This is a genomic window from Actinomadura opuntiae (assembly GCF_030283205.1).
Classification (GTDB): Bacteria; Actinomycetota; Actinomycetes; order Streptosporangiales; family Streptosporangiaceae; genus Spirillospora.
Window position 1 is genome coordinate 234,723 of sequence record NZ_JASNWF010000008.1, and the last position, 24,085, is coordinate 258,807.

The window sequence follows — 24,085 nt, forward strand, 5'->3', positions numbered from 1 at the left end:
AGACCATGTCCAAGACCCATCGCCTGGCCGCCGTCTGCGCGGCCTCGGCCCTCACCCTGTCCGCCGCCGCGTGCAGCAGCGGCACCAACGCCAACTCCGGCGGCGCCAAGAGCCTGCGCGTGTCGGCCGTCGCCACCGACCGCGCCGGCACCGAGGCCGCCATCAAGGCGTTCAAGCAGCGCAACCCGGGCGTGCAGGTCACCGCCTCCTACGCCGACACCGACCAGTACCAGGGCACGCTGCGCACGCAGCTGTCGTCCGGCACCGCGCCGGACGTCTTCTTCGCCTGGCCCGGCAACGGCAACCCCGGCGCGATCGATGTCCTGGCCCCCACCGGCTACCTCGCCGACCTGTCCGGACGGTCCTGGACCTCCCAGATCCCTCCCGGTATCAAGCCCGTCACCCAGGTCGGCGGCAAGACCTACATCGTCCCGCTGACCTTCGTCGGCATCGGCGCCCTCTACAACAAGAAGGCCCTGGACGAGACCGGCGCCAAGATCCCCACCACCTGGACCGAGACGCTGGCCTTCTGCGACGCCGCCAAGGCCAAGGGCAAGGTCGCCTTCGCCCTCGGCAACCAGACCGACTGGGTCACCCAGCTCGTCGACTACGCCCTCGTCCCCACCACCGTCTACGCGGCCACGCCCGACTTCGACCAGAAGATGAAGGCCGGCTCGGCCACCTTCGCCGGTTCCGGCTGGAAGACCGCGATGGACAAGTACCTGGAGATGGACAAGCGCGGCTGCTTCTCCAAGGACCCGCTCGGCACGTCCTTCGAGAGCTCGGTCTCGCAGCTGGCCAAGGGCAAGGCCGTCGCCGCCGTCCAGGTCACCTCCACCCTCAACCAGCTCAAGTCCGAAGCGCCGCAGGGCACGCAGTTCGCCCTGTTCCCGCTGCCCGCCACCGACAACGCCGCCGAGACCCGCATGCCCGGCGCCGCCGGCGGCGCGTTCGCCCTCAACGCCAAGGCCAAGAACAAGGACCTGGCCTCCAAGTTCATCGACTTCCTCGCCACCCCCGAGGCCATGAACCTGTACGCGAACGCCACCGGCAACCTGCCCAGCATCCCCAACGCCCAGTTCACCGCCGACCCCGCCCTCCAGCCGCTCATCGACTTCCAGAAGGCGGGCAAGACCGTCCCGTTCATGGACCAGCTGTGGCCCAACCCCAAGGTCCAGCAGGCCCACTTCACCGGCGTGCAGAACCTGTTCGCCGGCAAGGCCGACCCCGCCAAGGTCCTCAAGCAGATGGACGAGGCGTACGCGCAGAAGTAGCGACCGACCACCGGTCAGACGCGCGGGCGGCACCCGGGACGGCGGGTGCCGCCCCGCACGTCGTCGGGCCTGGTGGCGCGCAGGCCGAAGGCGGAGACCGCCGCCCCCAGCAGAATCATGACCGCCGGGACGACGAGCGCGGTGCGGTAGGCGTCCAGCACCGCCTCCGGTGAGCCGTCGCCGCCGGCCGAGGCGATCCCGTACACCGCGGTCACCGCGGAGATCCCGACCGCCGAGCCGAACTGGGTGAAGGTGTACAGCAGCCCGCCGGCCAGGCCCTGCTCCTCCGGGGCCACGCTGTCGGTCGCCGCGATGGTCAGCGGACCGTAGGCGAGGGCGAACGCGACGCCCGAGAGGATCAGGCTCGGGAACATCGCCGCGTAGGACCAGTCCATCCCGACCGGCAGGAAGAGCCCGTAGGCCGCGATCGCCAGCAGGAAGCCGCCGAAGATCACCCGGCCGTTGCCGTAGCGGTTCACCAGCCGCGGGGTGAGGGTCGGCGCCAGCACGGCGTCGCAGCCCATGGCGATCAGCGCTATGGCGGCCTGCAGGGAGGACCAGCCGCGCAGTTCCTGCAGGTAGAGCGTGATGATGAACTGGAAGCCGAAGAACGCGCCGAGAAAGAGCAGCGCACCGGCGTCGGCGCGCACCATCGCGGCATGCCGGAAGATCCCCAGCCGGACGAGCGGCACTCGGGCGCGCCGTTCGATCACCACGAACACCGCCACCAGTACCGGGCCTGCGGCGAGCGCGCCGAGGGTGAGCGCGAGCCCTTCGCCGCCGTGCTCGATCCGGACGATGCCGAAGGCGAACAGCAGCATCGCCGCGGCGGCGGTGGCGGCGCCGGCCAGGTCGTAGCCGCGCCGCGCGGGCTGGGGACGGGTCTCGGCCGGCACCAGCTTGAACGCCGCGAGCAGGATGGCGCCGGCCAGGAACACCGGGGCGAAGAACACCCAGCGCCAGCCGAGTTCGGTCAGCAGCCCGCCGATGACCAGGCCCAGCGAGAAGCCGCCGGCGCCGACGCCGGAGAACACCAGCAGGGCCTTGTCGCGCTGCGGCCCCCTCGGGTACGAGGTCGTGATGATCGACATGGCGGCAGGGGTCATGAAGGCCGACGCGACACCGGTCACGAACCGGGCCGCGACCAGCATCCAGCCGTCGACCGCGAAGCCGCCCAGCATGGAGAAGGCCAGGAAGACGCCCAGCCAGGTGAGGAACATCCGGCGCCGGCCCAGCAGGTCGGCGGCGCGGCCGCCGAGCATGGTGAAACCGGCGTAGCCGAGCACGTAGCCGCTCATCACCCACGCCGTGGTGCCGGTGGTCAGGCCGAGGTCGGCGCGGATGCTCGGGACGGCGACGGCCAGCATGGCGACGTCGCCGCCCTCAAGGAAGATCGTCCCGCACAGGACGAGCAGCAGCGCCCACCCTCGCCGACCAGGTCGAACCCCCGGTCCCGGAGCCCCTGCCATCGCCATGGCCGCGACCGTACCGAGCGGCGGCGAGCCGGGGCCACACGTTTTCGTCCGGCCCGGAAGGACGGATGGGCGGCCGGCCCCGTCCGGTCAGGGAGCCGCCCTGGCCAGCAGGGCAGGGGTCAGCCAGCGGCGCAGGAACGGACGCGGGTCGCTGCCGGTGGCCTCGGGCACCGAAAGGTAGGAGTAGAGCAGGCGCATGAAGAACTCGGCGAGACCGGCGAGTTCCTCGTCGTCGTAGCCGAGGGCCGCCCAGTCGATGTCCAGCCGGGACAGGAAGACCTTCATCTCGTCGAGGGCGGCGGCGGACAGGATGTCCGGGCCGAACATGGGGGCGCGCCCGGTGGCGAAGATCATTCCGACGTGCGGGTCGCGGGGCAGCTGCTCCACGGCCTGGGCGAAGACCTCGACGAGGATCTCGCCCGGGTCGGTCAGCGGCCCGATGTCGGCGGCGATCCGCGTCTCGAACTCGGCGGCCGCGGCGAACCCCGCCGCCTTCATCAGCTCGTCGATGTTGCGGTAGTAGCGGTACACCGTCGCGCGGGTGACGCCGAGCTCCTCGGCGACCTGCGTGAATCCGGTCTTGCGCGCGCCGTACCGGTCCACGCACCGGATCAGCGCCTCGATGATCCGCCGCCGGGCCTCGTCGTCGTCGCGAGGAGGGTCGCCTCGCCACCCGTGCGTGCGCATCAGTGCCTTTCACAGCGGACGCTCCGACCGGAGCGGTGAGGAAGCCGGTGGCCGGCCGGGGACGGCGTCGCGGGGCATCGGCCGGCCGTGCGTCAGTGCGCCGGCCGGGCCGAGGGGACGGTGCCCGGCAACCCGGAGGAGCCGGTCCCGCCCGAGACCGGCTTGCCGTTCTCGTCGGTGGCGGACTCCACACCCTGGCTCAGCAGCGTGATGTTACCAGCCAGCCATTTCCCCGAGACGAGCTTCATGCTGAGCGCGACCGTGGCGCCGCTGTTGGCCTGCACCGTCTTGCCCGTCGTCACCCTGGTGTTGATGACCACCATGACGTTGGCGGCGCCGCGCTTGACCGCGCCCGGGTAGACGCCGGTGACGGTGGCCCGCGAGCTCACCTTGTTGGTGGTGAAGTAGCTGGTCAGGGTGTCGGCGGTCGGGCGGATGGCGTCGGCGGCGGCCTTGGTGAGCAGCGGGTACTTCGCGGCGAACGACTGGGACATGTGCTGGTAGTCCCAGTTGAAGAAGACGTCGGCGACCTTGCGCGCGCTGGCGGCCAGGTCGCGCTGCCGCCGGGCGTCCGCGGACATGTCCTCCTTCTGCTGCCAGACGACGTAGAGGAGCGCGCTCACCGCGACCAGCGCGATGGCGGTGACGACCGTCAGGAGGCGCATGCCGATGCCCGTGAGACGGCGCGGCGGCGCTTCCTCCGCCGGGGCCTCCTCGGCGGCCGGCTCGTCCACTTCTCCGGCGGCCGGCTCGTCCGCTGCTCCGGCGGCCTGTTCTTCGCTCTCGCCGGGCTCGGCGTCCGCGCTCTTCTTCCTGACGACGACGTAGATCCGCTCGTACTCGTCGCCGTCCGGGAGCTCCTCGTCCAGGAGGTCCTCGTCGATCGTCCGGACGGCCGGGGCCTTGGCCTTCATCGGCTTCTCCTTCTCCAGATCGGGCGCCAGGCCAGCCCAAGCATGCCCATGACGACACGCAGCAGGACCAGCCCCGCCACCAGGGGCGGCAGGTAGATCAGCCACGCCGGCGGCCCGTGGCGGTCGGTGCCGGTGCCGGCGGCGTTGCGGGCCGGCACCGCGGCCGGCGTGGTCGCGGCGGCGGACCCGGAACCGCTCTTGCCGGTCGTCTCCGCCTTCTTCAGCGGCGGGCTCTGCCGGGCGGGCAGGTCCACGCCGGGGCAGGTCGGGATGCGCGGGATGGACGGCAGCGGCCTGAGGTTGCGGTACTCGACGGCGCCCTTCTCCGGTGTCAGCGTGAGGATGAACTTGATGTTGAGGTTGGGCTGGCCGTTGACGAAGGTGATGACGCCGCGCATCGCGGACGCCAGCTGGGGCGACCACTGCAGCCCCCGGGAGAGGGCGGACACGTTGGCGGGCGTCAGCAGCGCCGGCAGGGCGTCGCTCAGCGCGCCGAGCAGGCACTGCGCGGCCGGCTTCGACTCGCGCAGCAGCTTGGCGGTCCGCGCCAGCAGGTCGGGGGTCCGGTCGCGGATCTGGACGAGCGAGTCGTTCACCTCGGCGAGCGAGGAGGTGATGTCGGCGGTGGCGGAGATCCCGGCGGCCAGGTCGGCGCGCCGGCCGGCCAGCACGCTCGTCAGCGAGCCGAGGTTGGTGATGAGGCTGTCGAGCGTGTCGGTGTGGGTCGCGAAGGTCCGGGCGAGCTGGGAGGCGCCGTCGACGCTGAGCCGGAGCGTGTCGCCGCGCCCGTCCAGGCCCTGCGCCAGCTCCCGCGTGACGATCCTGAGGTTGGCCGGGTCGAGCCCGTTGACGGCCTTGGTCACCGACGCGAACAGGTCGCCGTAGCTCTCGCTGACGCTCGTCCTGGACAGCGGGATGACGTCGCCGGGACGCATCGGGGGCGCGCCCGCCCGGCCGCCCGCGGGCTCCAGGTCCACGTACGGCTCGCCGATCGCGGACTTGAGCGCGGCCGTGGCGGTGACGCCCTGCGGGACCCGCCGGCCCTTGTCGATGGCGAGGCGGACGACGACCTTGCCGCCGTCCAGCCGCACCGACTGGATCTTGCCGATGGCGACGCCGAGGTAGGTCACGTCGAAGCCGGGCTGCAGGCCGCGGGAGTCGGAGAACTGCGCGCTGATCCGGTACGGGCGGGACAGCGGGTCGAAGCCGAGCACGTTGCGCACCGCCCACACCGTCAGGACGGCGCCGAGCAGCGCGAACACCGCCAGGTTGAGCCTGATCCGGCGGTTCACCGCTGCGGTCCCAGCATCCGGACGAGCCCGGCCAGCGACGACGGCGCCGTCCCGCCGCCCCGGGTGGCCGAGCCGTTGAAGTCCATGACCGGATAGGTGAGCAGCTGGCCGTTGTAGACCTGCCGCGGCATCCGGGTCACGAACTCCTGGAGGCGGTTGATGAGCGTGCCGAGCCTGGTCTTGTCGGAGGCGAGCACCTGGAGCGTCGGCCCCATCTGCTCGATGAGCCGGCGGAGCTGCTCGGTGTGGCCGATGAGGACGGTGTCGTTCACCGTCCGGGCGAGGTCGGACAGCGAGTGCACGGCGGTGAGGATCTTCTGCCGGTCGTCGGCGAGGAGTTCGGTGGCGTCGGCGACCCGTCCGGGCAGGCTCTTCAGCGAGCCCTCGTGGGCGGCGAGCTTCTTGCCGAGGGCCGCGAGGTCGTCGACGGCCCGTCCGAGTTGCTCGCGCCGCTCGCCGAAGGTCTTCAGCAGCGTGTCGGCGTTGGCGATCATCGCGTTCAGCTGGGGGCCGCGGCCGGCGAAGGCGGTGCCCGCGGTGCGCACGAGCCCGGGGGCGTCGCCGTCGGCGAGGGCGCCGACGAGCGGGGCGGCCTTGCCGACGATGTCCTCGAAGCCGGGGCTGGTCGTGGTCAGCGCGAGGCGGGCGTGGTCGGCGAGGAAGGGCCCCTGGTTCAGCGCGCGTCCCGGCGGCGGCTGGAGCTGCACGTAGTTCTCGCCGAGCAGCGAGGTCGTGGTGACCTTGGCCGTCGTCCCGGTGGGGACGCGCACGCCCTTCTTGATCGACATGGTGACGCGGGAGCGGTAGCCGTTTCCCGCGTCCACCAGCGTGATCTTCGTGACGGAGCCGACGGCGACGTCGGCGACCTTGACGCTGTGCCCGGTGACGAGGTTCTGCACGTCGGCGAAGTCGGCGGTGAGGGTGAGCGGACCCTTCGGCGCGTGCAGCGTCTGGACCGAGCAGCCGGACAGCGCCGCGCAGCCGGCCAGCACCGCGCAGAGCACGAGCGTCCCGGCGCGCAGGAGGGTTCGTCTCACGGTGGCTCCTACTGGCAGTTGGAGTAGGGGGGCGGGAGCGGGCACGGCACGTTCTCGTCGATCGTGGGCGACTTCAGGATCGCGGCCAGGTAGGAGCGCGCGAAGTTGTCGAGGGTGACCCGCAGGACGATCGCGCGGTTCTTCGGTTCGTAGGCGTTGACGAACTGGAAGCCGAAGTTCGGCAGCGCCTGCAACACCCCGCCGAGCGTGTCCGCGCTGCCCTTGAGCGTCAGGCTGACCTGCGCGGCCTTCTCCAGGTCGGCGGGGATGGTGTCCTGGTGCATCTTGATCAGGACGTCGCCGCGCCTGGCGAGGTCGGCGATCGCCTCGACCAGCGTCCGGATGCTCGACCGCTCGCCGGCCAGCATCGTGGACGCCTTGGAGAAGTCGCTGACGAGCCTGCCGAGCGTCTTCTCCCGGCCCTTGACGATCCCGGCGAGCCGGTCGAGGTTCTGCGCGACCTTGAGGAGCTGCTCGTCCTGCCCGGCGAGGTTGTTCACCAGCTGCCCGGCCTGCTGGAACGCCTGGTTGAAGGCGGCGCCGTTGCCGTTGAGGGTGCCCGCGGCGTTGCCCAGCGCGGTGTCGGCCTTGGCGGGGTCGAAGTTGTCCAGGAGCTTGCCGAACGACTTGAGGGCGTCGTTGACCTCGACGGGGACCTGCGTGCGGTCGGTCCGCAGGACGGCGCCGTCCGCCATCTTCGCCAGGCCGGGGTGCCAGGCGGGGGCGAACGTCAGCGTGCGCTCACCGATCAGGCTCAGCGGCACGATGGCGGCGGTGGCCGTCGCGGGCAGCGGCACGTCGCCGTCGATCGAGGCGACGACGCGGACCTGCCCGTTCACCGGGGTGACCGAATCGACCTTCCCCACGTTGACGCCCATGACCTGCACCTGGGAGCCGGGGTAGAAGGACACGGCCCGGGTGAAGTAGGCGGTGACGCGGTAGGACGACCCGGACGACAGCGGGCCCGCCAGCACCGAGCAGGCGCTGAGGGCGGCGCCGAGCACCACCGCCATGGCGGCGGCGAGCGGGCGGCGCGGCGGTCGCATCCTCATCCTCCGACCTGTCCCGTCGGGACGAGCGGGTAGTTGGGCGGGTTGAAGTTCGGCTGCGGCCCGACCACGCCGGGCTGGACCGGGCCGAACCCGACGAACCCGCCCTCCATCCACCGGCCGGCCCGGCTGCCGGCCATGCCCAGCTGGTAGAACGCGGGCCCGAACCAGGCGAGGGCGACGTTCATCGACGGCAGGTTGTCGCCGGCCATCGTCTGCGCGGCGAGGTGGAAGTCGTTGAGCACCGTGTTCAGCTGCTTCTGGTGCGTGGCGAGGGTGTCGTCGAGGCTCTTGACGACGCGGCTGCCGCTGCCGAGCGCGGCGGCGAGGTCGTCGCGCCGCCGCACCAGCTCCTTCAGCAGGGTGTCGCCGTAGTCGAGCAGCTGGGTGAGCTGCCGGTCCTTGGACGCCAGCGCGCCGCTCAGCTTCCCGCTGTTGGCGATGATCGCGGCGACCTGGGGGAAGGAGTCGTTCAGGGCCGTGCTGACCTTCCGCAGGTCCGCGAGCATCTTCGCGGTCTCCTGCTGGGACGGCAGCTTCACCTTGGCGGCCTCGCCGAGCAGCCGGTCGACCGACCGGGCGTCCAGCCTCCCGGCGATGGTCGACGCGGAGCCGAGCGTGTTGCTCAGCGTGTACGGGATGCTGGTGCGCTCCAGCGGGATGCGCCGCCGGCCGTCCGGCAGCGTCTTCAGGTAGGGACGGGCGACCGGTCCCGACAGCCGGACGTACTGGCCGCCGAGCAGGTTCGACAGCCGGATGTCGGCGTGCATCCGCGGGCCCAGCCTGATCCCGGAGTCGACCTTCCAGGTCACGATGACGTGGCCGTCGCGGAAGTCCGGCCGGACCCCGGTGACCTTGCCGACCTTGACGCCGGCGAGCTGCACCTCGGCGCCCTTCTGCAGGCCGCCGGTGCCGGCGAAGACGCCGCTCATGGTGTAGCCGCCCTGGAAGAGGCCGAGGCTGCCGTAGGCGTAGGCCGCGATCACCAGCGCGGCCAGCGTCGGGATCGTCACCGCGGCGATCGCCACGGGACTGCGGTCGCGGAACGACCGCGCGAACGCGTCCTTGGTCCGGTTCCTCTTTCGGTCCGTCCGGCCCATCACCGGCCCCCGTTCTGGCCGCCCAGGAACGCCAGCTTGACCATGGCCCGGAAGACCTGCTGCTGGGCCGGGCTGAGCTTCGCGTCGTTGCCGGTCACCGCCGCCCCGCCGCCGGAACCGCCGCCGGAACCGCCCGGGCCGCTGGCGGGCGGGGGCGGCAGGTTCTCGGGGAAGGGGCAGGTGTCGCTGTAGACGACGTTCATGCACAGGGCGTTGCCGCGCACGAACTTGCCGCCGTCGGTGAGGGTCAGCAGCGCCTGCAGCGCCGCCGGCAGGCTCTTGATCATCTTGTCGATGTCGCGCATCCTGCGGTGCGCGATCTCCATCAGGTCGGTGGTGCCCTGCACCAGCCGGCCGAGCTGCGGGGCCGAGCCGCCGAGCACCTTGTCCAGGTTGGTCGCGACGTCGCCGAGCCGGGTGCTCGCGGTGCCGAGGGCGGCGCGGTCCTGGGCGAAGGCCCGGGTGAGGTCGGTCAGGTTGGTGACGGTCTCGGTGATCTGCCGGTCGCGGGCGGCCAGCGCGTCGGTGACCGTCGCGTAGTTCCCGATCATCTGCCGGATCGTGTCGCTGCGCGAGCCGAGCGTGCGCAGGAGCGCCGCCAGGTTCACCGACATCTGGTTGATCTTGTCCTGGTTGCCGTCCAGCGCGGTGGCGAACGACTGCAGGATCTTGTTGATCTCATCGGGGTCGATGCCGCCGACCAGCGGCCCGAGGTCGTTGATGAGCGCGCCGAGGTCGGCCGCCGACCGGGTCCGGGTGAGCCGCTGGCCGTCCTCGAGCATGACGCGGCTGGAGCCGGTCTCCAGGTAGATCTCGCGCTTGCCGATGAGGTCCTTCCACCGGATGACGGCCGAGGAGTCGGCGGGGATGTGCAGCGACGGGCGGATCTTCATCCCCACCACGGCCCGGCCGTCCACCACCTTCACCGAGGTGACCCGGCCGACCGGGGTGCCCGCCACCTTCACCTCGTCGCCCGACCGCAGGCCGCTGACGTCGTCGAACGTCGCCCGCAGATGCAGGCCCGACCCGAAGTCCGTGCCGACGATCCGGAACGCCATGTAGACGGTCAGCAAGGTCGTGACGATGGCGAACACGACGAACCGGCGCGCCGAGCGCGCGTCCAGGCCCTGCCTGCGCAGCCGGCTCCGGCGCGGGGCGGCCATCAGTCGCCCCCCTTCGCGGCCGGGTTCGGCTTGTTCGGGACCGCGGGCTCGATCGGCCCGCAGATCCCCGGCAGCGAGTCGCACAGCGCGGTGCTCGGGTTGATGTGGATGGTGACGCGCGAGAGCAGGGTCCCGTGCGGTCCCGGGATGTTGGCGATGCCGGCCAGCTGCGTCAGGATCAGCCCGCTGCTGCTGATGAGGTCGGGGAAGTAGCCGCGGTACCTGGACAGGACGGCGGCCGCCGGTGTGACCGCGTCGATCACGCGGCCGGCGCCCTTCGGGTCGGACGCGAGGATCTGGTTCAGGGTGCGGGCCGAGTCGTCCAGGCCGGCGAGCATCTTGGCGAACTGCCCGGGGTCGCCGGTGATGGACGGGGCGATCTTGTTCAGGTCGTCGGTGATCCCGCCGATCTCGTCGCCGTGGCGGGCGGCGGTGCCGGCCAGCGCGCCGCCGTCGCCGACGATGGAGCCGAGGTCGCCGCTGCGCCGCGCCGTCAGGCCGAGCAGCTTCGCGGAGTCGTCGACCAGGCCGGCGAGCTCGGCTCCCCGGCCGTCCAGGCCGGTGCCCAGCGACCGCATGATGGTGGCGACGTCGTCCGGGCCGAGCGCGTCGAGGAGGTCGACGGTCGGCGCCGCGACGTCGGTGAGGTCCTGCGGGTCGCTGGTCCTGGTGATGGTTCCGCCGTCGTGCAGGTACGGCCCGGTGCTCTCGCCCCGGCCGGGCCGCAGGTCGACGTACTTGGGGCCGAACGCCGACAGCGGCGAGATCGCCGCCTCGGACGTGACGGGCGCGTGGACGCCGTGGTCCAGCCGGATCCTGACGAGCGCCCGGCCCTGCGGGGTGAGCCGGACCGAGGCGACCTGCCCGACCTTGACGCCGCGGATCTTGACGTCGGAGCGGTCGTCCAGCCCCTCCCCGGCCCGGCCGAAGGTGGCCCTCAGGTAGGTCGAGCCGGGGTGGGTGTCGCGCGCGGCCAGGTAGGAGGCCAGCGCGGCGCCGGCCACCAGGGCGGCCCCGAGGGCGCCGAACCGGCGGCGGGTGCGCGGCGTGAGGTCGACGGTCCTCATCCGGTCAGGCTCACTGTTCCGCCGTTGCCCCAGAAGATGTAGGACAGCAGCAGGTTGACCATGACGATCGTCACCATGGACTCGCGGATCGCCTGCCCGGTCGCCAGGCCCACCCCGACCGGGCCGCCGGCGGCGTTGTAGCCGCGGTAGCAGTGGATCAGCACGATGATCACCGTGAAGACGACCACCTTGAGGACGCTGTAGAAGACGTCTATCGGCGGCAGGTACAGGTGGAAGTAGTAGTCGTAGATGCCGGGCGAGATGCCGAAGAAGTCGATCGAGATGATCCGGGTGGCGAAGAAGCTGGCGAACAGCGCCAGCAGGTACAGCGGGACGAGCGTGATCAGCGCCGCCGCCAGCCGGGTGCACACCAGGTAGGCGAGCGAGTTGATGCCCATGACCTCCAGGGCGTCGATCTCCTCGGAGATCCGCATCGCCCCGAGCTCGGCGGTGAACTGGCCGCCGAGCTGGAACACCATCGCGACGCCGGCGATGATCGGCGTCACCTCGCGCACGTTGGCGTAGCTGGCGATGATCCCGGCGAGCGACTGCACACCGACCCGCTGCAGCCCGGGGATGGCCTGCAGGCCGACGGTGGTGCCGGTGAAGAACGACATGAAGAAGATGACGACGACCATGCCGAGGCCCATCACGACCGCGCCGACGCCGGCGCTGATGTCGCTGACCTGCCGGATGACCGCCTTCAGATGCTTGCCCCGCGCGATGTCCACCACCATGTGGTGCAGGACCATCCCGGAGAAGACGAGGAACTCGGTGAACTCGGGATTGCGGGGGATCCACCGGCGGCGCAGGACGCGGGCCGCCCGGTACGGGACGATCGCGGTCATCGGGACTCCCGTCAGATCCGGGGCGGGAAGAGGCTGTAGGCCAGCGTGGACAGCACGTAGTTCGCCGCGAACACCAGCATCGCGGCGACGACCGCCGACTGGTTGACCGCGCGCCCGACGCCGCTCGCGCCGTACCGGCAGGTCATGCCCTTCCAGCAGGCCACCGCGGCGGCGATGAAGCCGAACACCCACGCCTTGAACAGGGTGATCAGCAGGTCGGACAGCTGCAGGAGCGAGGTCGCCCCGTCGAAGTAGGACCCGGGCGTCACCCCTTCCCGGATCACGTTGAAGAAGAAGCCCCCGGCGATGCCCGCCAGGATGATCAGCGAGCAGAGCATGACGCCGACCGTGCTGGCCGCCCAGAGCCGCGGCGTGACCAGCCGGTGCACCGGGTTGATGCCCATCACCTCCATGGCGTCCAGCTCGTCGCGGATCCGCCGCGAGCCGATGTCGGAGGTGATGGCCGAGCCGCCGGCCCCGGAGATCAGCAGGGCCGCCGCCATCGGCGCCACCTGCGTGACCAGGGCCTGCACGACGGTGGCGCCGGTGCCGGACTCGGCGCCGATCTGCCGGACGATCTGCCCGACCTGCAGCGCGATCGTGCCGCCGAGCGGCAGCGCGATCAGCATCACCGGCAGGGTCGTGACCCGGGCGATGAACCAGCACTGCTCGATCCACTCGCCCCACCAGCGGCGCACGTCCCAGGTCTTGCGGAACCCCTCCAGCGTGATCGCGAACAGCAGGCCGGCCTGCTCCAGCCAGCCGAACAGCAGCCGTCGCGGCGCCCCGGCCCAGGAGGCGCGCGGTGCGCGGTGTTCCGCGGCCGCGGTCATGGGCGTGTCCCCTGCCGATCGCGCATCCTCTGCTCTCCTCGCCGGACGGCGGCCCGAACCGCTGTGAGAACTATCGGTGTCGACTTCGAGAGTACAGTTCTTCACTGTGAGAACATGAATAGGCATTCAGAGAGTCTGTGACTCTCATCTCAGGCGAATGACAGTACATCCCCGGTCACGCCGTACTGTCAAGTGCCGTACGGAAAAGGATGCGGACGGTGCGTGACCGGGGGGTCGCCCTGGCCGCCGGGCCGCCGGGCCGACGACCGGCGGCTGCCGGCCCCGCTCCCCCGATACGATCGGGAGCGGAGGGGAAGCGGCCCCGGCCCGGGTGCGCGGGAGGCGAGAGGCATGGCAACGCGCCGCCGGATCGGTGCACCGGACGCCCGGAACCGAGGCGTCCTGCTCGACGCCGCGGAACGCCTCATGCTGGAGGAGGGCTACGCCGCGGTGACCTCGCGGCGCGTCGCCGGCAGGGCCGGTCTCAAGCCCCAGCTCGTGCACTACTACTTCCGCACGATGGACGAGCTCTTCCTGGAGCTGTTCCGGCGCCGCGCGGAGGAGGGCCTGCGCCGGCAGGCGGAGGCGCTGTCCTCGCCCCGCCCGCTGCGCGCGCTCTGGGAGTTCAGCACCGACCCCGCCGCGGTGGCGCTGACGATGGAGTTCGCCGCGCTCGCCAACCACCGCAAGGACCTGCGCGCGGAGATCGCCCGCTACGCCGAGCGGTTCCGGCACGCGCAGGCCGAGGCCATGGCGGGCCTCGCGACCCGGTACGGGATCGACACCGCGGAGTTCCCGCCGATCGCACTGTCGCTGCTGATGACCAGCGTCGCGCGGGTCCTCGTGATGGAGGAGGCCGGCCTCGGCATGTCCGCCGGGCACGCCGAGGCCGTCGAGATCGTCGAGCGGTGCCTCCGCCGATACGAGGGCGGTCCGGAGGCCGCGGGCACGGCCCCCGGGCCGCCGGAGTCCCGCTAGGGCGCGGCCGGCTCCGGCCGGGCGCATCAGCGCAGGACGAGCGGCAGCGTCTCCCACCCCCGGACGGTCGAGGTCTGCGCGAGCCTGGCGCCGTCCCAGTCCACCTCCCAGCTCGGGAAGCGCCGCAGCAGCTCCTCCAGCGCGAGCCGGCCCTCCAGTCGGGCGAGCGCGGCGCCGAGGCAGTAGTGCGCGCCGACGCCGAACGCCAGATGCTGGCCGATCTTGCGATGGATGTCGAAGCGGTCCGGGTCGGGGTAGCGCCGCTCGTCGCGGTTGGCGGCCGCCGCGACGAGCATCAGGGCGCTGCCCTCCGGCACCGTCCGCCCGTGGAACTCCACATCCCTGTTCACGTAGCGCGCGATATAGGGGCCGGGCGACTCGTAGCGCAGCACCTCCTCCACCGCGTTGTTGACCAGCGAGGGGTCGTCGACGATTTCCTGGCGCTGGTCGGGATGCTCGGCGAGGACCGAGGCGATCCACCCGATGAGCCGCCCGGTGGTCTCGTTGCCGGCGCCCGCGACGACCGTGCAGTAGGTGAGCACCTCGTCGCGGGTGAGGGTGCGCCGCTCCCCGTTCTCGTCCTCGAACTCCGCGGTCATCAGCATCGTCATGAGGTCGTCGGACGGGTTCTCGCGCCGCCAGTCGATGTAGTCGCCGAACATGTCGTTGCTGAGGCCGGCGCCGCCGCGCACGTCCATCTGCCCGCCGGCCTCGGTGCGCAGGCTCTCGTCGGCGGACTCGCGCAGCGCGGGCAGGTCGGCCTCGGGGATCCCGAACAGCATGCCGATGACCCGCATCGGCATGTCGGTGGCGACGGCCTCGATGAGGTCGAACCGGTCCCGTCCCACGAGCGGGTCGAGGGTGCGCGCGCAGAACTCGCGCACCCGCGGCTCCAGCTCGGCGATGCGGCGCGGGGTGAAGACGCGGACCAGCAGCCTGCGGTGGATGTCGTGGATCTCGGGGTCCTCGAAGATGAGGGTGCCGGGCGGCATCTCGATGCCCGACTTGACGAACTCGAGGATGTTGCCGCGCGCCGAGGAGAACGCCTGCCAGTCCGGCAGGCACCGGTCCACGTCCTCGTACCGGCCGAGCGCGTAGAAGTCGTGCTTCTCGTTGTAGTAGAGAGGCGCCTCGTCTCGGAGCCTGCGGTACGTCGGGTAGGGGTCGGCGGTGAACCGCGGGTCGAAGGGGTCCCAGTAGAAGGCGTCGTCGGTGCTCATGTCGTCGGTGCTCATCTGGTCCCTCCGGGTCACTTGAGCATCGAGCCGGCGTCGATGGGGAGCGGGACGCCGGTGATGTAGCGGCTCTCGTCCGAGACGAGGAAGAGAACGGCGTTGGCGATGTCCTCGGCCTCGACCCAGGGCACCGGGAGCGCGTTCATCATCTGCGAAATCGGCGCCATGTCCTCCTGGGTCGGGTTCTCCAGGTCGGGCCGGAACATCCGGTAGGTGAGGTCGTTCAGCAGCATCGGCGTGCCCACCTGGGTCGGGTGAACGGAGTTGACGCGGATGTTGTGCGCCGCCAGCTCGACGGCCATCGACCGCATGAGCCCGACCACGCCGTGCTTGCCGGCCACGTAGTTGGCGATGTTCGGATGCGCCTTGAGCCCGCCGACGGAGCTGGTCAGCACGATGGAGCCGCCGCGGCCCCCCTCGATGAGGTGCGGGATGGCGGCCTTGCCGGTGTGGAAGACGCCGGTGAGGTTGACGTCGATCGAGTCGCGCCACAGCTTCTCGTCGAGGTCCTGGACGGGGGCGCCGTCGGCGGCGAGCCCGGCGTTGGCCACGACGATGTCGAGCCGGCCGAGCTGGGTGACGCCGTCGTCGACGGCTGCCTTCAGCGCGTCGTAGTCGCGCACGTCGGCCTGGGCGGCGACGATGCGGCGGCCCGTGGCCTTCACCTGCGCCACGGTCTCGTCCAGGTCCTCCGGGGTGGACATGGGGATGGGCACGGTGTCGAGCTGCTTGCAGATGTCGATCGCGATGATGTCCGCGCCCTCCTGCGCGAGGCGCACGGCGTGGGCGCGTCCCTGCCCGCGGGCGGCTCCGGTGATGAACGCGACCTTGCCTTCGACTCGTCCGGGCATCGCTTCCTCTTCTCTTCGGTGGGGTGGGCTACGGGCGCCGGGCCCGCCGCCGGCGGCGGACGGCCAGGGCCATGAGCAGGGCGAAGACGGCCGCGGCCGGGGCGGCGGCGAGACGGACCGCGCCGGGGCCGGTCGCGCGGAGCAGGTCCACGGGCGCGGCCGCCCGTCCGGGTTCCGCAGGTACGGCGGCGGGAGGGGGCGGCGCGTCCCGGGTGCCGGAGGAGGTGTCCGGGGCCGGGGCCGCGTCCCCGCCGGGCGCGATCTCCTCGGCGAGGTTGGCGGCGAACCGGTCGAGGAGGGCGGCGGACACGTCGGCGAGGGCGCCGCGCCCAAACTGCGCGGGCTTGCCGGTGATGGCGAGGTCGGTCTCCACGTGGACGTCGGTGGCGTCGCCGCGTCCGGTGAGCCGGCAGGTGACGACCGCCTTCGCGGTGCCGCCACCGCGGGTCTCCCGCCCGGTGGCCTCCATCACCGCGACCCCGGCGTCCTCATCGAGGAAGGCGAACGCGACCGACCCGCTGTAGGTGAGGCCGATCGGGCCGAGCCTGACCTTGACCTTCCCGTGGTAGCGATCGCCGTCGCGGGAGGTCAGCGTCGCGCCCGGCACGCACGGCGCGATCCGCTCGATGTCGAGCAGGACGCGCCACGCCTCGTCCACCGGCACCGGGAGGGTCAGGGTGTTGTCGAGCTTCATCCGGTCTCCTCCGGCGCGACGGCGGCGCCACCGGTCGTGCGGGCGGCCGCGCGGACGGCCTTGAGAATCCCCTGGTAGCCGGTGCAGCGGCACAGGTTGCCGGACAGGCCGTCGCGGATCTGCTCGTCGGTCGGGTCGGGGTTGTCGCGCAGGAACGCGGTGACGGAGACGACGAAGCCGGGCGTGCAGAAGCCGCACTGAAGCCCGTGGTGGTCGCGGAACGCCTCCTGCACCGGGGACAGCTCGCCGTCCGCCGAAGCGATCCCCTCCACGGTCGTGATCTCGGCGCCGTCGGCCTGGACGGCGAGGACGAGGCAGGCGCGGACGGCCTGCCCGTCCAGCAGGACCGTGCAGGCGCCGCACACGCCGTGCTCGCAGCCGAGGTGCGTGCCGGTGAGCCCGCACCGCTCGCGCAGGAAGTCGGCGAGGGTGAGCCGGGGCGGGACGGCCGCGCTCCGCGGCCCGCCGTTGACCCGCATCCGGACGGTGACGTCAGCCATTCGCGGCCTCCTCAGCGGCGCGCCGCCCTGCTTCCTCGGTGGCGCGCCGCCCTGCTTCCTCGGCGGCGCGCCGCCCTGCTTCCTCGGCGGCGCGCCGCCATGCGCGCGCCACGATGACGGCGCCGACGTGCGCGCGGTGGTCGGCGGACGCGTGCAGGTCGGCGGGGACCGAGTCCAGCTCCCCGAGGGCCGTGCGTCCGAGTTCGTCGGCGTCGATGTCGGTGAGCGCGGCGCCGGTCGCGGCCGCCTCCGCGGCCGGGGCGCGCAGCGGCGTGGAGCCGAGCCCGAACAGCCCGATGCCGCACCGGGCAACCCGGCCCGCATCGTCCAGTTCGACGGCGACGGCCGCGCCGGCGATGGCGAAGTCGCCGCCGCGCCGTGCGAACTCCTCGATCGCGAAGCCGCTGCGGCCGCGCCGTACCGGGAAGTCGACGGCGGTCAGCAGCTCGTCCTCGTCCAGCGCGGTGCTCCACAGGCCGGTGAAGAAGTCGGCGGCGGGGATGGTGCGGGTGCCGCGCGGCGAGACCGCCTGGAGTTCCGCGTCGAGCGCGAGCACGACGGCGGGGTACTCGGCGGCGGCGTCGGCGTGGGCCAGCGAGCCGCCGACGGTGCCGCGGTTGCGGATCTGGAAGTGCCCGATCAGCGGGGTCGCGCGGGCCATCAGCGGGACGGACCGGGCGACCTCGGCGGACCGCTGCACGGCGGCCTGGGTGGTGCCCGCGCCGATCCGGACCGTCGCGCCGCGTTCCTCGACGCCGCGCAGGCCGTCCAATCGGCGCAGGTCCACGAGGTGTTCGGGGTTGGCGAGCCGGAGCGCGAGCATCGGGACGAGGCTCTGCCCGCCCGCGATGGCCTTGGCGTCCTCGCCGAGGCCGGCGAGCAGTCCGACGGCCTCGTCCACGTCCCCGGGGACGTGGTACTCGAAGGACGGCGGTTTCATCGCGCCACCGTCCCGTCCGCGCCGCGCACCAGCGCGACGACCGTCTCGGGCGTCAGCGGCAGGCGGGTGATCTCGGCGCCGAACGGGGCGAGCGCGTCGGCGACCGCGTTCGCCACCGCGGGCGGCGCCCCGATCGCGCCGCCCTCGCCGACGCCCTTGTAGCCGCCGGGCCCGGGCGACGGCGTCTCGACGTGGCCGTACTCGATGTCGGGTATCTCGGCGGCCGTGGGCAGCAGGTAGTCCATGAAGGTGGTGGCGACGGGGTTGCCGTCGGCGTCGTAGGCGAGGTGCTCGCAGAGCGCGTTGCCGATGCCCTGCACGACGCCGCCCGCGATCTGCCCCTCCACGACGTTCGGGTTGATCATCGGGCCGCAGTCCTCGCTGACGATGTAGCGCAGCAGCGTCACCGCGCCGGTCACCACGTCGACCTCGCAGGTGCACAGGTGGGTGGCGTTGGCGTAGATGAGCGGGTGCTCCGGCCGGTACCGCCCGGACGCCTCCAGGCCCGCCGGCACGTCCGGCGGCAGGGTCTCCGGCTGGAAGTAGGCGGCGTCGGCGATCTCGGCGAGCGTGACGCCCGACTCCGGCACGCCGCGCACGCGCGCGCGTCCCCCGGCCAGCTCGATGTCGCCGGGGTCGGCCTCCAGCCGGTGCGCGGCGATCGCGACGATCCGCTCCCGCAGCACCGACGCCGTCTCCGCCACGGCGCCCGCGGTCATCGAGCCCGACCGGCTGCCGGCCGCGCCGCCGCCGAACGGGGTGACGGCCGTGTCGCCCTGCACCGTGCTGACGTCGGCGATGTCCACGCCGAGCGCGTCGGCGGTGAGCTGCACGACCGTGGTCTCGATGCTGTTGCCGCTCGACCCTCCGGACACGTACACGTTGACCTTGCCGGACGGCTCGATCCGGATCGTCGCGCCCTCGGTGGCGTGCAGCGCGATCGCGGCCGAGGTCGGTTCCACGTACGTGCAGGTGCCGACGCCGATGTAGCGTCCCTTGGCGCGGGCCCGCTCCTGCTCGTGCCGGAAGGCGTCGTAGTCGAGCATCTTCAGCGCCTGCTCGAACGTCTCCAGCGGCGTGATGCCGTCGTAGGGGATGCCGCACGGGTTGGTGTACGGCAGTTCGTCGCGGCGCAGCAGGTTGCGGCGGCGCACCTCGGCCGGGTCGAGGCCCAGCTTGCGGGCGGCCGAGTCCAGGAGCAGTTCCCGCGCCAGCGACTCGAACTGCCACGGCCCGCGGTAGGCGGTGCGGCCGGAGGTGTTGGAGAACACCGACGTCGTCGCCCACGCGGCCTTCGGCACGCGGTACGGGCCGGGGAAGAACATCCCGACCGCCGCGGACGTCCCGACCGGCCACGGCACCGGGTAGGCGCCGACGTCCTCGACGTAGTCGATCGCGGCGGCCAGGATCGTCCCGTCGGCGTCGAGCGCGATGCGGGTGTCGGCGTGCGCGTGCCGGGACATGCCCGCCGACTGCAGGTTCTCCCGCCGGTCCTCGATCCACTTCAGCGGGCCCGGCACCTTGCGCGCGGCCAGCATGACGCACATGTCCTCGCGCTGCGGGATCACCTTCTGCCCGAAGCCGCCGCCGGTGTCGCGCATCAGCACCCGCACCCGCTGCTCGGGCAGCCCCAGCAGCCGGGAGCAGAACAGCCGCACCTCGTGCGGGGACTGCGTCGCCGCCCAGATCGTCAGCTCGCCGGTGGGCGCCGACCATTCGGCGATGATGCCGCGCGTCTCGATCGGCACCTGGCTGCACGCCTGCTGGTGGACGGTCCGCCGCACGACCACGGGCGCCTCGGCGAAGACCGGCTCGACCTCCTCGAACGGCGCACCGGGGAACTCGCCCGCGAGATTGTTCGGGTAGCCTTCGTGGACGAGTTCGGAGGACTCGCGTGCGGCGGCGTAGTCGGCGACCGGGGGCAGCGGGTCGTAGTCGACGGCCACCAGCTCGGCGGCGTCCTCGGCGACGTAGCGGTCGGTGGCGACCACCATCGCTACGGGGTCGCCGACGAACCGGACCTCGCCCTCGGCGAGCGGCGGGCGCGGAGTGTCGGGCACGTCCTTGCCGATCAGCGTGTACCACTGCTCGCGCACGTCCGGATTGAGGTCCGCGGCGGTGAACACCGCCTGGACGCCGTCGAGCGCGAGCGCCTCGGCCGCGTCGACGCCGAGGATCCGGGCGCGGGCCAGCGGGCTGCGGACGAAGCACGCGTGCAGCATCCCGGGCCGGGCCACGTCGTCGACGTACGTGCCGTGGCCGGTCAGCAGCCGCGGGTCCTCCACGCGCGGGACCCGCGTCCCGGCGTACCGCGCCGCGGCGGTCGTCGCGCCGGTCACGGGCGCACCGGGCCGGGCGTCCGCGCGCCGGCGGCCGGCCGGGCGGAGGGGGACAGCTCACCCAACGGAAGACCTCCCTGTGCCAGGTGCGCGGGCGTCGCCGCGCACGCCTTTCGCACTCGCTTCTCGTGCCGCCGGCCGGTCGCCCGGCCAATGCTGAGCACTTGCTTAGCATCGGCGCGAAAAGCCGGTCAATACCCCGCCTGAGCAGGGCTTCTGCGGTGTCGGTCGGTGAATCAGGGCATGCCGGGACGAGCGTCTCGCGCGGCCTGCGAGAACGGCCGGACGGGAGCGGCCACGCGCTCGAAAAGAATGTTCTTGTTTTTTGGAAACGGGCTTATCATGAGGTCATGGCCGTCCGCCCGCCCCGCCGGATGACCGGAGGGGCGGCCACGGAGCCTCCCACGACCTCGACTGAACAGAATCGAAGAATCTGTATTGTCTTGCTGTCGAGTCCACCTCATCCGGACACGGAACGCAAGAGGCGGAGCGGCACAATGTCACCGGATCGCGGGACCGGGACCGGTCAGCTCGCGATCACCGGTAGCGGCGGGCGAGGCGGCGCCGGTGCTCCGTGGGCGAGCCGAACAGGGAGCGGTTGAGCATCGCGCGCTTCAGATAGGCGTGAACGCCGCTCTCCCACGTGTAGCCCATGCCTCCGTGCAGTTGCATCGCCTTGCCCGCGACGTCCACGGCGGCCTCGCAGGCGTACGACTTCGCCATGGAGACCGTCGCCCGATCGTCTGAGGACAGCGCCCGCGCGGCGGCGTCCACGAGGCGGCGCGCCACGGTGACCTGGACGAACATGTCGGCGCAGGCGTGCTTGACGGCCTGGAACGAACCGATGGGGCGGCCGAACTGCTCGCGGACGCCCGCGTAGGCGACGGTCGCGTCCAGCATGGCTTCGCTCAGGCCGAGGCTGTCGCAGGCGACGGCCACGGCGGCGCGATCGTGCAAGCGGCGCAAGGCCGCCGCGGGGTCTCCGGCGAACCGCCGCATCGAATCTTCGGCCATAACCGCGCCGGCGGCGGTCACGCGTCCGAAGCGTCGGGTCGCGTCGAGGAGCGGCTGGGCGGTCACCTGAATTCCGACCGTGCCCGGAGCGGCGTCGACCATGACGGGTTCGCCGTCGGGTGCGAGCGCTGGCAGCAGGAGCCGATCGGCCTCGACCGCGTCGGGCACGAACGCCGCGTCTCCGTGCAGCGCAAGCCCGTGTGGCGAGCGCTCCAGGCGGAACGCGGGCTCGGCGGTGCCGGTGTCGCCGGGCAACGCGACGGCCGGGACGGCGGCTCCTGACGCGGTGCCGCGCAGCAGCGCGTCCGTGCCCGGACCCGCTTGCAGAAGCTTCAGTGCTCCCACGCCGAGGACCGCCGCCCCGAAGTAGGGAATGCACGCGGCGGCGCGGCCCATCTCCTCAAGGACGACGGCGACCTCGGCGAAGGTGGCGCCCGCACCGTCGAGCGCTTCCGGCACTTCGAGGCCGGGCCAGCCGGATTCAATGATGGCCTTCCAGCCGACCGCCCGTCCCGGACCGGTGCCCGTGCCGGTGCCGGTGCCGCCGAGCAGGTCGCGCGCCACGGCGCGCAACTCGTCGTGGACGTCGGAGAACTCCGGGGTCATCGGCCGCCCCGGGGTTCGCGGGGCAGTCCGAGGCCGCGTTCGCCGATGATCGTGCGCTGGATCTCGCTCGTCCCGCCCGGGATGGTCCATTCCCACGAGCCGATGAAGTCCAGCGCCCAGGCCCCCGACTCCCATCCGCTGGACAGGGGTTTTCGCAGCTCGGCGTGGGCGGCCGGCCCGGCGGTCTCGGCGCCGAAGCCGGTCATCCGCTGGAGCAGCTCGCTGTAGAACAGCTTGACGACGGAGGCGTCGGCCGGGCCGGACGTGCCCGCGTCGTGGCGCTCCACCAGGTCGCGGCAGAGCGCGCGGAGAGCGGTCAGCTCGGTCTCGAACCCGGCCAGCCGGTCGGCGACGAGCGAGTCGTCGATGGGACGAGCGCCGGTCGGTCCGGGGCGGGCACACGTCTCAAGCAGCCACCGGAAGCCGGCGTTGCCGAGCCGCTCGGCCAGCTCCAGCATCGTCATGCCGCGTTCCGCGCCGAGCGTCTCCTGCGCGACCCGCCAGCCGTCGTTCTCCCGTCCGACGAGGCAGGTCCGGGGAATGGCGACGTCGTCGAGGAAGATCTCGCAGAAGTGCGACTCGCCGGTGGCCTGCCGGATGGGGCGGATGTCGATCCCCGGCGTGCTCATGTCCAGCAGGAAGTAAGAGATGCCGCGCCGTTTCGGGGCGTCGGGGTCGGTGCGCGCGAGCAGCAGGCACCAGTCGGCATGGGCGGCGCCGCTCGCCCACACCTTCTGCCCGTTGACGACGTAGCCGTCGCCCTGCCGGCGGGCGGTGGTCGAGAGCGCGGCCAGGTCGGACCCGGCGCCCGGTTCGGAGAAGCCCTGGGCCCAGATCTCGCCGTCCAGGATGGCCGGGAGGTGGCGGCGGCGCTGCTCGTCCCTCCCGGCGGCCAGCAGTGTGGCGGCGGCGTGGTGGATCGCGACGAACGCCAGCACGAGCCGTGGCGCGTCGTGGGCGGCGAGTTCCTGGTGCAGCACGATCTGCTCGGCCACCGGCATCCCGCCGCCCCATTCACGAGGCCAGTGCGGGACGGCGAACCCGGCACCGCGCAGTTCCTGGAACCACGCCTTCTGGAACGCGACGAACTCCTCGTCCGGGACGCCCGTCTGTGCTCGCCGCCAATCCGCGGGGATGTGCGCGCGGCACCAGCGGCGGACCTCGGCGCGGAACTCGTCGAGGTCCGGCGCGGCACCCTTCACGCTCCTGCGGGCTCCGGTCACCGTGCCGCCCGCTCCGGTTCCTCGCCGAACGGCCCGGTCAGGCCGCGCCGGCCCAAGCGGCGCGTCAGCCGGTCGCGCGTCCCTGACAGGCCCAGCGGCAGGCGCCGCAGCGGCTGGCTGTAGCGGGACAGCCACGACAGGAACGCCTCGTCGCAGAAGCCGGTGGCGCCGTGCAGCTGGTGCGCGACGCGGAAGACGACGTCGGCCGCCTCGACGGCCGCCAGCCGGAGCGCGAGCGCGTCGTCCACCGCCTCGTCGCGGCCGGCCTGGACGCTCCAGAGCGCGTACCTGGCGAGCGCTTCGACCCCGCTGCGCTCGACCTCCGCCTCGGTGAGCTGGAACCGCACGCCCTGGAACCGCGCGAGCGCCCGCCCGAACTGCTCGCGGACGAGAACGTGCTCCCGGGTGAGGTCGAGCGCCCGGTCGAGCATCCCGAGCAGCGTCCAGCACGGCAGCACCAGTCCGAGGGCGAGGTCGCGCGCGCCGTCACCGTCGACCGGCCGCAGCTCCAGGTCCGTGACGAACGCCGAGGTGCGGGGCGGACCCTCCGGCGACCGCGCGACGGCGTCGCAGCGGCGACCGTCCAGGGTCACCGCCGTCCAGCGCAGGTCGAGCGCCGCGACGGCGGCGGCGGGACGGGCGCCGTCGACCACGAGCAGCCCATCGGTACCGAGGCCGGCGGGCCGGCACAGCCGCTCGGCCACCGGGAACGGGACCGCGAAGTAGCCGGCGGCGCGGCACAGTGCGGCCGCCGCTTCGAGTTCGCGCGCGTCGCCGCGGGGGTCGAGGTCCAGCGCGCCCAGCTCGTCCAGCACCGGCGCCACGAGCGACGCCCTGCGCTTGGGCTCGTGTTCGGCCTTCCGGGCCAGCACGTCCCCTCCGGCCGCCTTGAACGCCCGCCTCGCCTGCCGCCCGTACTCGGCCGCCTCGTCGCTCAGATCGATGTTCATCGGGCCGCCGCCGCGA

General features: G+C 72.5%; 22 protein-coding genes. 2 read left to right on the forward strand and 20 right to left on the reverse strand.

What is annotated here, in order from left to right; genetic code table 11:
- The first annotated feature begins 5 nt into the window (after positions 1-5).
- On the forward strand, positions 6-1,274 hold the full coding sequence (locus tag QP089_RS19290) for an ABC transporter substrate-binding protein (RefSeq protein WP_285913054.1): 1,269 nt from the start codon (positions 6-8) through the stop codon (positions 1,272-1,274).
- 14 nt (positions 1,275-1,288) lie between these two features.
- Here the strand turns inward: QP089_RS19290 and QP089_RS19295 are convergent, their stop codons facing one another.
- From QP089_RS19295 to QP089_RS19345, 11 genes are all read right to left on the reverse strand, one after another.
- Complete coding sequence (locus QP089_RS19295) at positions 1,289-2,749, reverse strand: MFS transporter (protein WP_285913055.1); 1,461 nt, start codon at positions 2,747-2,749, stop codon at positions 1,289-1,291.
- Between the two features lie 87 nt (positions 2,750-2,836).
- Positions 2,837-3,436, reverse strand: a complete 600-nt coding sequence (locus tag QP089_RS19300) for a TetR/AcrR family transcriptional regulator (protein ID WP_285913056.1) — start codon at positions 3,434-3,436, stop codon at positions 2,837-2,839.
- A 92-nt stretch (positions 3,437-3,528) separates the two neighbouring features.
- Positions 3,529-4,350 carry a hypothetical protein gene (locus QP089_RS19305; RefSeq protein WP_285913057.1) on the reverse strand — a complete coding sequence of 274 codons (822 nt, stop codon included), beginning with the start codon at positions 4,348-4,350 and terminating at the stop codon, positions 3,529-3,531.
- Positions 4,347-5,642 (reverse strand): MCE family protein, encoded by a 1,296-nt coding sequence (locus QP089_RS19310; RefSeq protein WP_285913058.1) that lies wholly within the window; start codon positions 5,640-5,642, stop codon positions 4,347-4,349. The genes QP089_RS19305 and QP089_RS19310 overlap by 4 nt, the downstream gene beginning before the upstream one ends.
- Complete coding sequence (locus QP089_RS19315; protein ID WP_285913059.1) at positions 5,639-6,679, reverse strand: MCE family protein; 1,041 nt, start codon at positions 6,677-6,679, stop codon at positions 5,639-5,641. Before QP089_RS19315 ends, QP089_RS19310 begins: the two co-directional genes overlap by 4 nt.
- Before the next feature lie 8 nt (positions 6,680-6,687).
- Positions 6,688-7,731, reverse strand: a complete 1,044-nt coding sequence (locus QP089_RS19320) for an MCE family protein (protein ID WP_285913060.1) — start codon at positions 7,729-7,731, stop codon at positions 6,688-6,690.
- A complete protein-coding gene (locus QP089_RS19325; RefSeq protein WP_285913061.1) occupies positions 7,728-8,828 on the reverse strand; it encodes an MlaD family protein in 1,101 nt (366 codons plus the stop codon). Before QP089_RS19325 ends, QP089_RS19320 begins: the two co-directional genes overlap by 4 nt.
- Entirely contained in the window at positions 8,828-9,991 is a 1,164-nt protein-coding gene (locus QP089_RS19330) for an MCE family protein (RefSeq protein ID WP_285913062.1), read from the reverse strand. The genes QP089_RS19325 and QP089_RS19330 overlap by 1 nt, the downstream gene beginning before the upstream one ends.
- On the reverse strand, positions 9,991-11,058 hold the full coding sequence (locus tag QP089_RS19335) for an MlaD family protein (protein ID WP_285913063.1): 1,068 nt from the start codon (positions 11,056-11,058) through the stop codon (positions 9,991-9,993). Before QP089_RS19335 ends, QP089_RS19330 begins: the two co-directional genes overlap by 1 nt.
- Positions 11,055-11,906: an ABC transporter permease gene (locus QP089_RS19340; protein ID WP_285913064.1), complete on the reverse strand. Its 852-nt coding sequence runs from the start codon at positions 11,904-11,906 to the stop codon at positions 11,055-11,057. The genes QP089_RS19335 and QP089_RS19340 overlap by 4 nt, the downstream gene beginning before the upstream one ends.
- 11 nt (positions 11,907-11,917) lie before the next feature.
- Positions 11,918-12,739: an MlaE family ABC transporter permease gene (locus QP089_RS19345; RefSeq protein ID WP_285913065.1), complete on the reverse strand. Its 822-nt coding sequence runs from the start codon at positions 12,737-12,739 to the stop codon at positions 11,918-11,920.
- Between the two features lie 351 nt (positions 12,740-13,090).
- Between QP089_RS19345 and QP089_RS19350 the strand changes: the two genes are divergently transcribed.
- Positions 13,091-13,717, forward strand: a complete 627-nt coding sequence (locus QP089_RS19350) for a TetR/AcrR family transcriptional regulator (protein ID WP_285913066.1) — start codon at positions 13,091-13,093, stop codon at positions 13,715-13,717.
- Between the two features lie 26 nt (positions 13,718-13,743).
- Here the strand turns inward: QP089_RS19350 and QP089_RS19355 are convergent, their stop codons facing one another.
- From QP089_RS19355 to QP089_RS19395, 9 genes are all read right to left on the reverse strand, one after another.
- Positions 13,744-14,952 carry a cytochrome P450 gene (locus QP089_RS19355; protein WP_285913067.1) on the reverse strand — a complete coding sequence of 403 codons (1,209 nt, stop codon included), beginning with the start codon at positions 14,950-14,952 and terminating at the stop codon, positions 13,744-13,746.
- 14 nt (positions 14,953-14,966) lie between these two features.
- Positions 14,967-15,803: a mycofactocin-coupled SDR family oxidoreductase gene (locus QP089_RS19360; RefSeq protein WP_285913068.1), complete on the reverse strand. Its 837-nt coding sequence runs from the start codon at positions 15,801-15,803 to the stop codon at positions 14,967-14,969.
- A gap of 28 nt (positions 15,804-15,831) precedes the next feature.
- The gene (locus tag QP089_RS19365; RefSeq protein WP_285913069.1) at positions 15,832-16,497 is read right to left on the reverse strand and encodes an SRPBCC family protein; all 666 of its coding nucleotides are present in this window, start codon (positions 16,495-16,497) and stop codon (positions 15,832-15,834) included.
- Positions 16,494-16,997 carry a (2Fe-2S)-binding protein gene (locus QP089_RS19370; protein WP_285913070.1) on the reverse strand — a complete coding sequence of 168 codons (504 nt, stop codon included), beginning with the start codon at positions 16,995-16,997 and terminating at the stop codon, positions 16,494-16,496. Before QP089_RS19370 ends, QP089_RS19365 begins: the two co-directional genes overlap by 4 nt.
- Positions 16,990-17,937 carry an FAD binding domain-containing protein gene (locus tag QP089_RS19375; RefSeq protein WP_285913071.1) on the reverse strand — a complete coding sequence of 316 codons (948 nt, stop codon included), beginning with the start codon at positions 17,935-17,937 and terminating at the stop codon, positions 16,990-16,992. The genes QP089_RS19370 and QP089_RS19375 overlap by 8 nt, the downstream gene beginning before the upstream one ends.
- Positions 17,934-20,276 (reverse strand): xanthine dehydrogenase family protein molybdopterin-binding subunit, encoded by a 2,343-nt coding sequence (locus QP089_RS19380; RefSeq protein WP_285913072.1) that lies wholly within the window; start codon positions 20,274-20,276, stop codon positions 17,934-17,936. Before QP089_RS19380 ends, QP089_RS19375 begins: the two co-directional genes overlap by 4 nt.
- Positions 20,277-20,813: 537 nt before the next feature.
- Positions 20,814-21,896 carry an acyl-CoA dehydrogenase family protein gene (locus QP089_RS19385; protein WP_285913073.1) on the reverse strand — a complete coding sequence of 361 codons (1,083 nt, stop codon included), beginning with the start codon at positions 21,894-21,896 and terminating at the stop codon, positions 20,814-20,816.
- The gene (locus QP089_RS19390; protein ID WP_285913074.1) at positions 21,893-23,098 is read right to left on the reverse strand and encodes an acyl-CoA dehydrogenase family protein; all 1,206 of its coding nucleotides are present in this window, start codon (positions 23,096-23,098) and stop codon (positions 21,893-21,895) included. The genes QP089_RS19385 and QP089_RS19390 overlap by 4 nt, the downstream gene beginning before the upstream one ends.
- Before the next feature lie 17 nt (positions 23,099-23,115).
- Entirely contained in the window at positions 23,116-24,069 is a 954-nt protein-coding gene (locus tag QP089_RS19395) for an acyl-CoA dehydrogenase family protein (RefSeq protein WP_285913075.1), read from the reverse strand.
- Positions 24,070-24,085: the final 16 nt, after the last annotated feature.

Excerpts from the sequence above, each read along its gene's own strand:
- QP089_RS19350 (WP_285913066.1), top strand. The coding sequence starts at position 13,091 with ATGGCAACGCGCCGCCGGATCGGTGCACCGGACGCCCGGAACCGAGGC.
- QP089_RS19340 (WP_285913064.1), bottom strand. The coding sequence starts at position 11,906 with ATGACCGCGATCGTCCCGTACCGGGCGGCCCGCGTCCTGCGCCGCCGG.
- QP089_RS19300 (WP_285913056.1), bottom strand. The coding sequence starts at position 3,436 with ATGCGCACGCACGGGTGGCGAGGCGACCCTCCTCGCGACGACGACGAG.
- QP089_RS19395 (WP_285913075.1), bottom strand. The coding sequence starts at position 24,069 with ATGAACATCGATCTGAGCGACGAGGCGGCCGAGTACGGGCGGCAGGCG.
- QP089_RS19365 (WP_285913069.1), bottom strand. The coding sequence starts at position 16,497 with ATGAAGCTCGACAACACCCTGACCCTCCCGGTGCCGGTGGACGAGGCG.
- QP089_RS19355 (WP_285913067.1), bottom strand. The coding sequence starts at position 14,952 with ATGAGCACCGACGACATGAGCACCGACGACGCCTTCTACTGGGACCCC.
- QP089_RS19320 (WP_285913060.1), bottom strand. The coding sequence starts at position 7,731 with ATGAGGATGCGACCGCCGCGCCGCCCGCTCGCCGCCGCCATGGCGGTG.
- QP089_RS19385 (WP_285913073.1), bottom strand. The coding sequence starts at position 21,896 with ATGACCCCGGAGTTCTCCGACGTCCACGACGAGTTGCGCGCCGTGGCG.
- QP089_RS19290 (WP_285913054.1), top strand. The coding sequence starts at position 6 with ATGTCCAAGACCCATCGCCTGGCCGCCGTCTGCGCGGCCTCGGCCCTC.
- QP089_RS19345 (WP_285913065.1), bottom strand. The coding sequence starts at position 12,739 with ATGACCGCGGCCGCGGAACACCGCGCACCGCGCGCCTCCTGGGCCGGG.
- QP089_RS19335 (WP_285913063.1), bottom strand. The coding sequence starts at position 11,058 with ATGAGGACCGTCGACCTCACGCCGCGCACCCGCCGCCGGTTCGGCGCC.
- QP089_RS19375 (WP_285913071.1), bottom strand. The coding sequence starts at position 17,937 with ATGAAACCGCCGTCCTTCGAGTACCACGTCCCCGGGGACGTGGACGAG.
- QP089_RS19370 (WP_285913070.1), bottom strand. The coding sequence starts at position 16,997 with ATGGCTGACGTCACCGTCCGGATGCGGGTCAACGGCGGGCCGCGGAGC.
- QP089_RS19360 (WP_285913068.1), bottom strand. The coding sequence starts at position 15,803 with ATGCCCGGACGAGTCGAAGGCAAGGTCGCGTTCATCACCGGAGCCGCC.
- QP089_RS19305 (WP_285913057.1), bottom strand. The coding sequence starts at position 4,350 with ATGAAGGCCAAGGCCCCGGCCGTCCGGACGATCGACGAGGACCTCCTG.
- QP089_RS19295 (WP_285913055.1), bottom strand. The coding sequence starts at position 2,749 with ATGGCGATGGCAGGGGCTCCGGGACCGGGGGTTCGACCTGGTCGGCGA.
- QP089_RS19330 (WP_285913062.1), bottom strand. The coding sequence starts at position 9,991 with ATGGCCGCCCCGCGCCGGAGCCGGCTGCGCAGGCAGGGCCTGGACGCG.
- QP089_RS19325 (WP_285913061.1), bottom strand. The coding sequence starts at position 8,828 with ATGGGCCGGACGGACCGAAAGAGGAACCGGACCAAGGACGCGTTCGCG.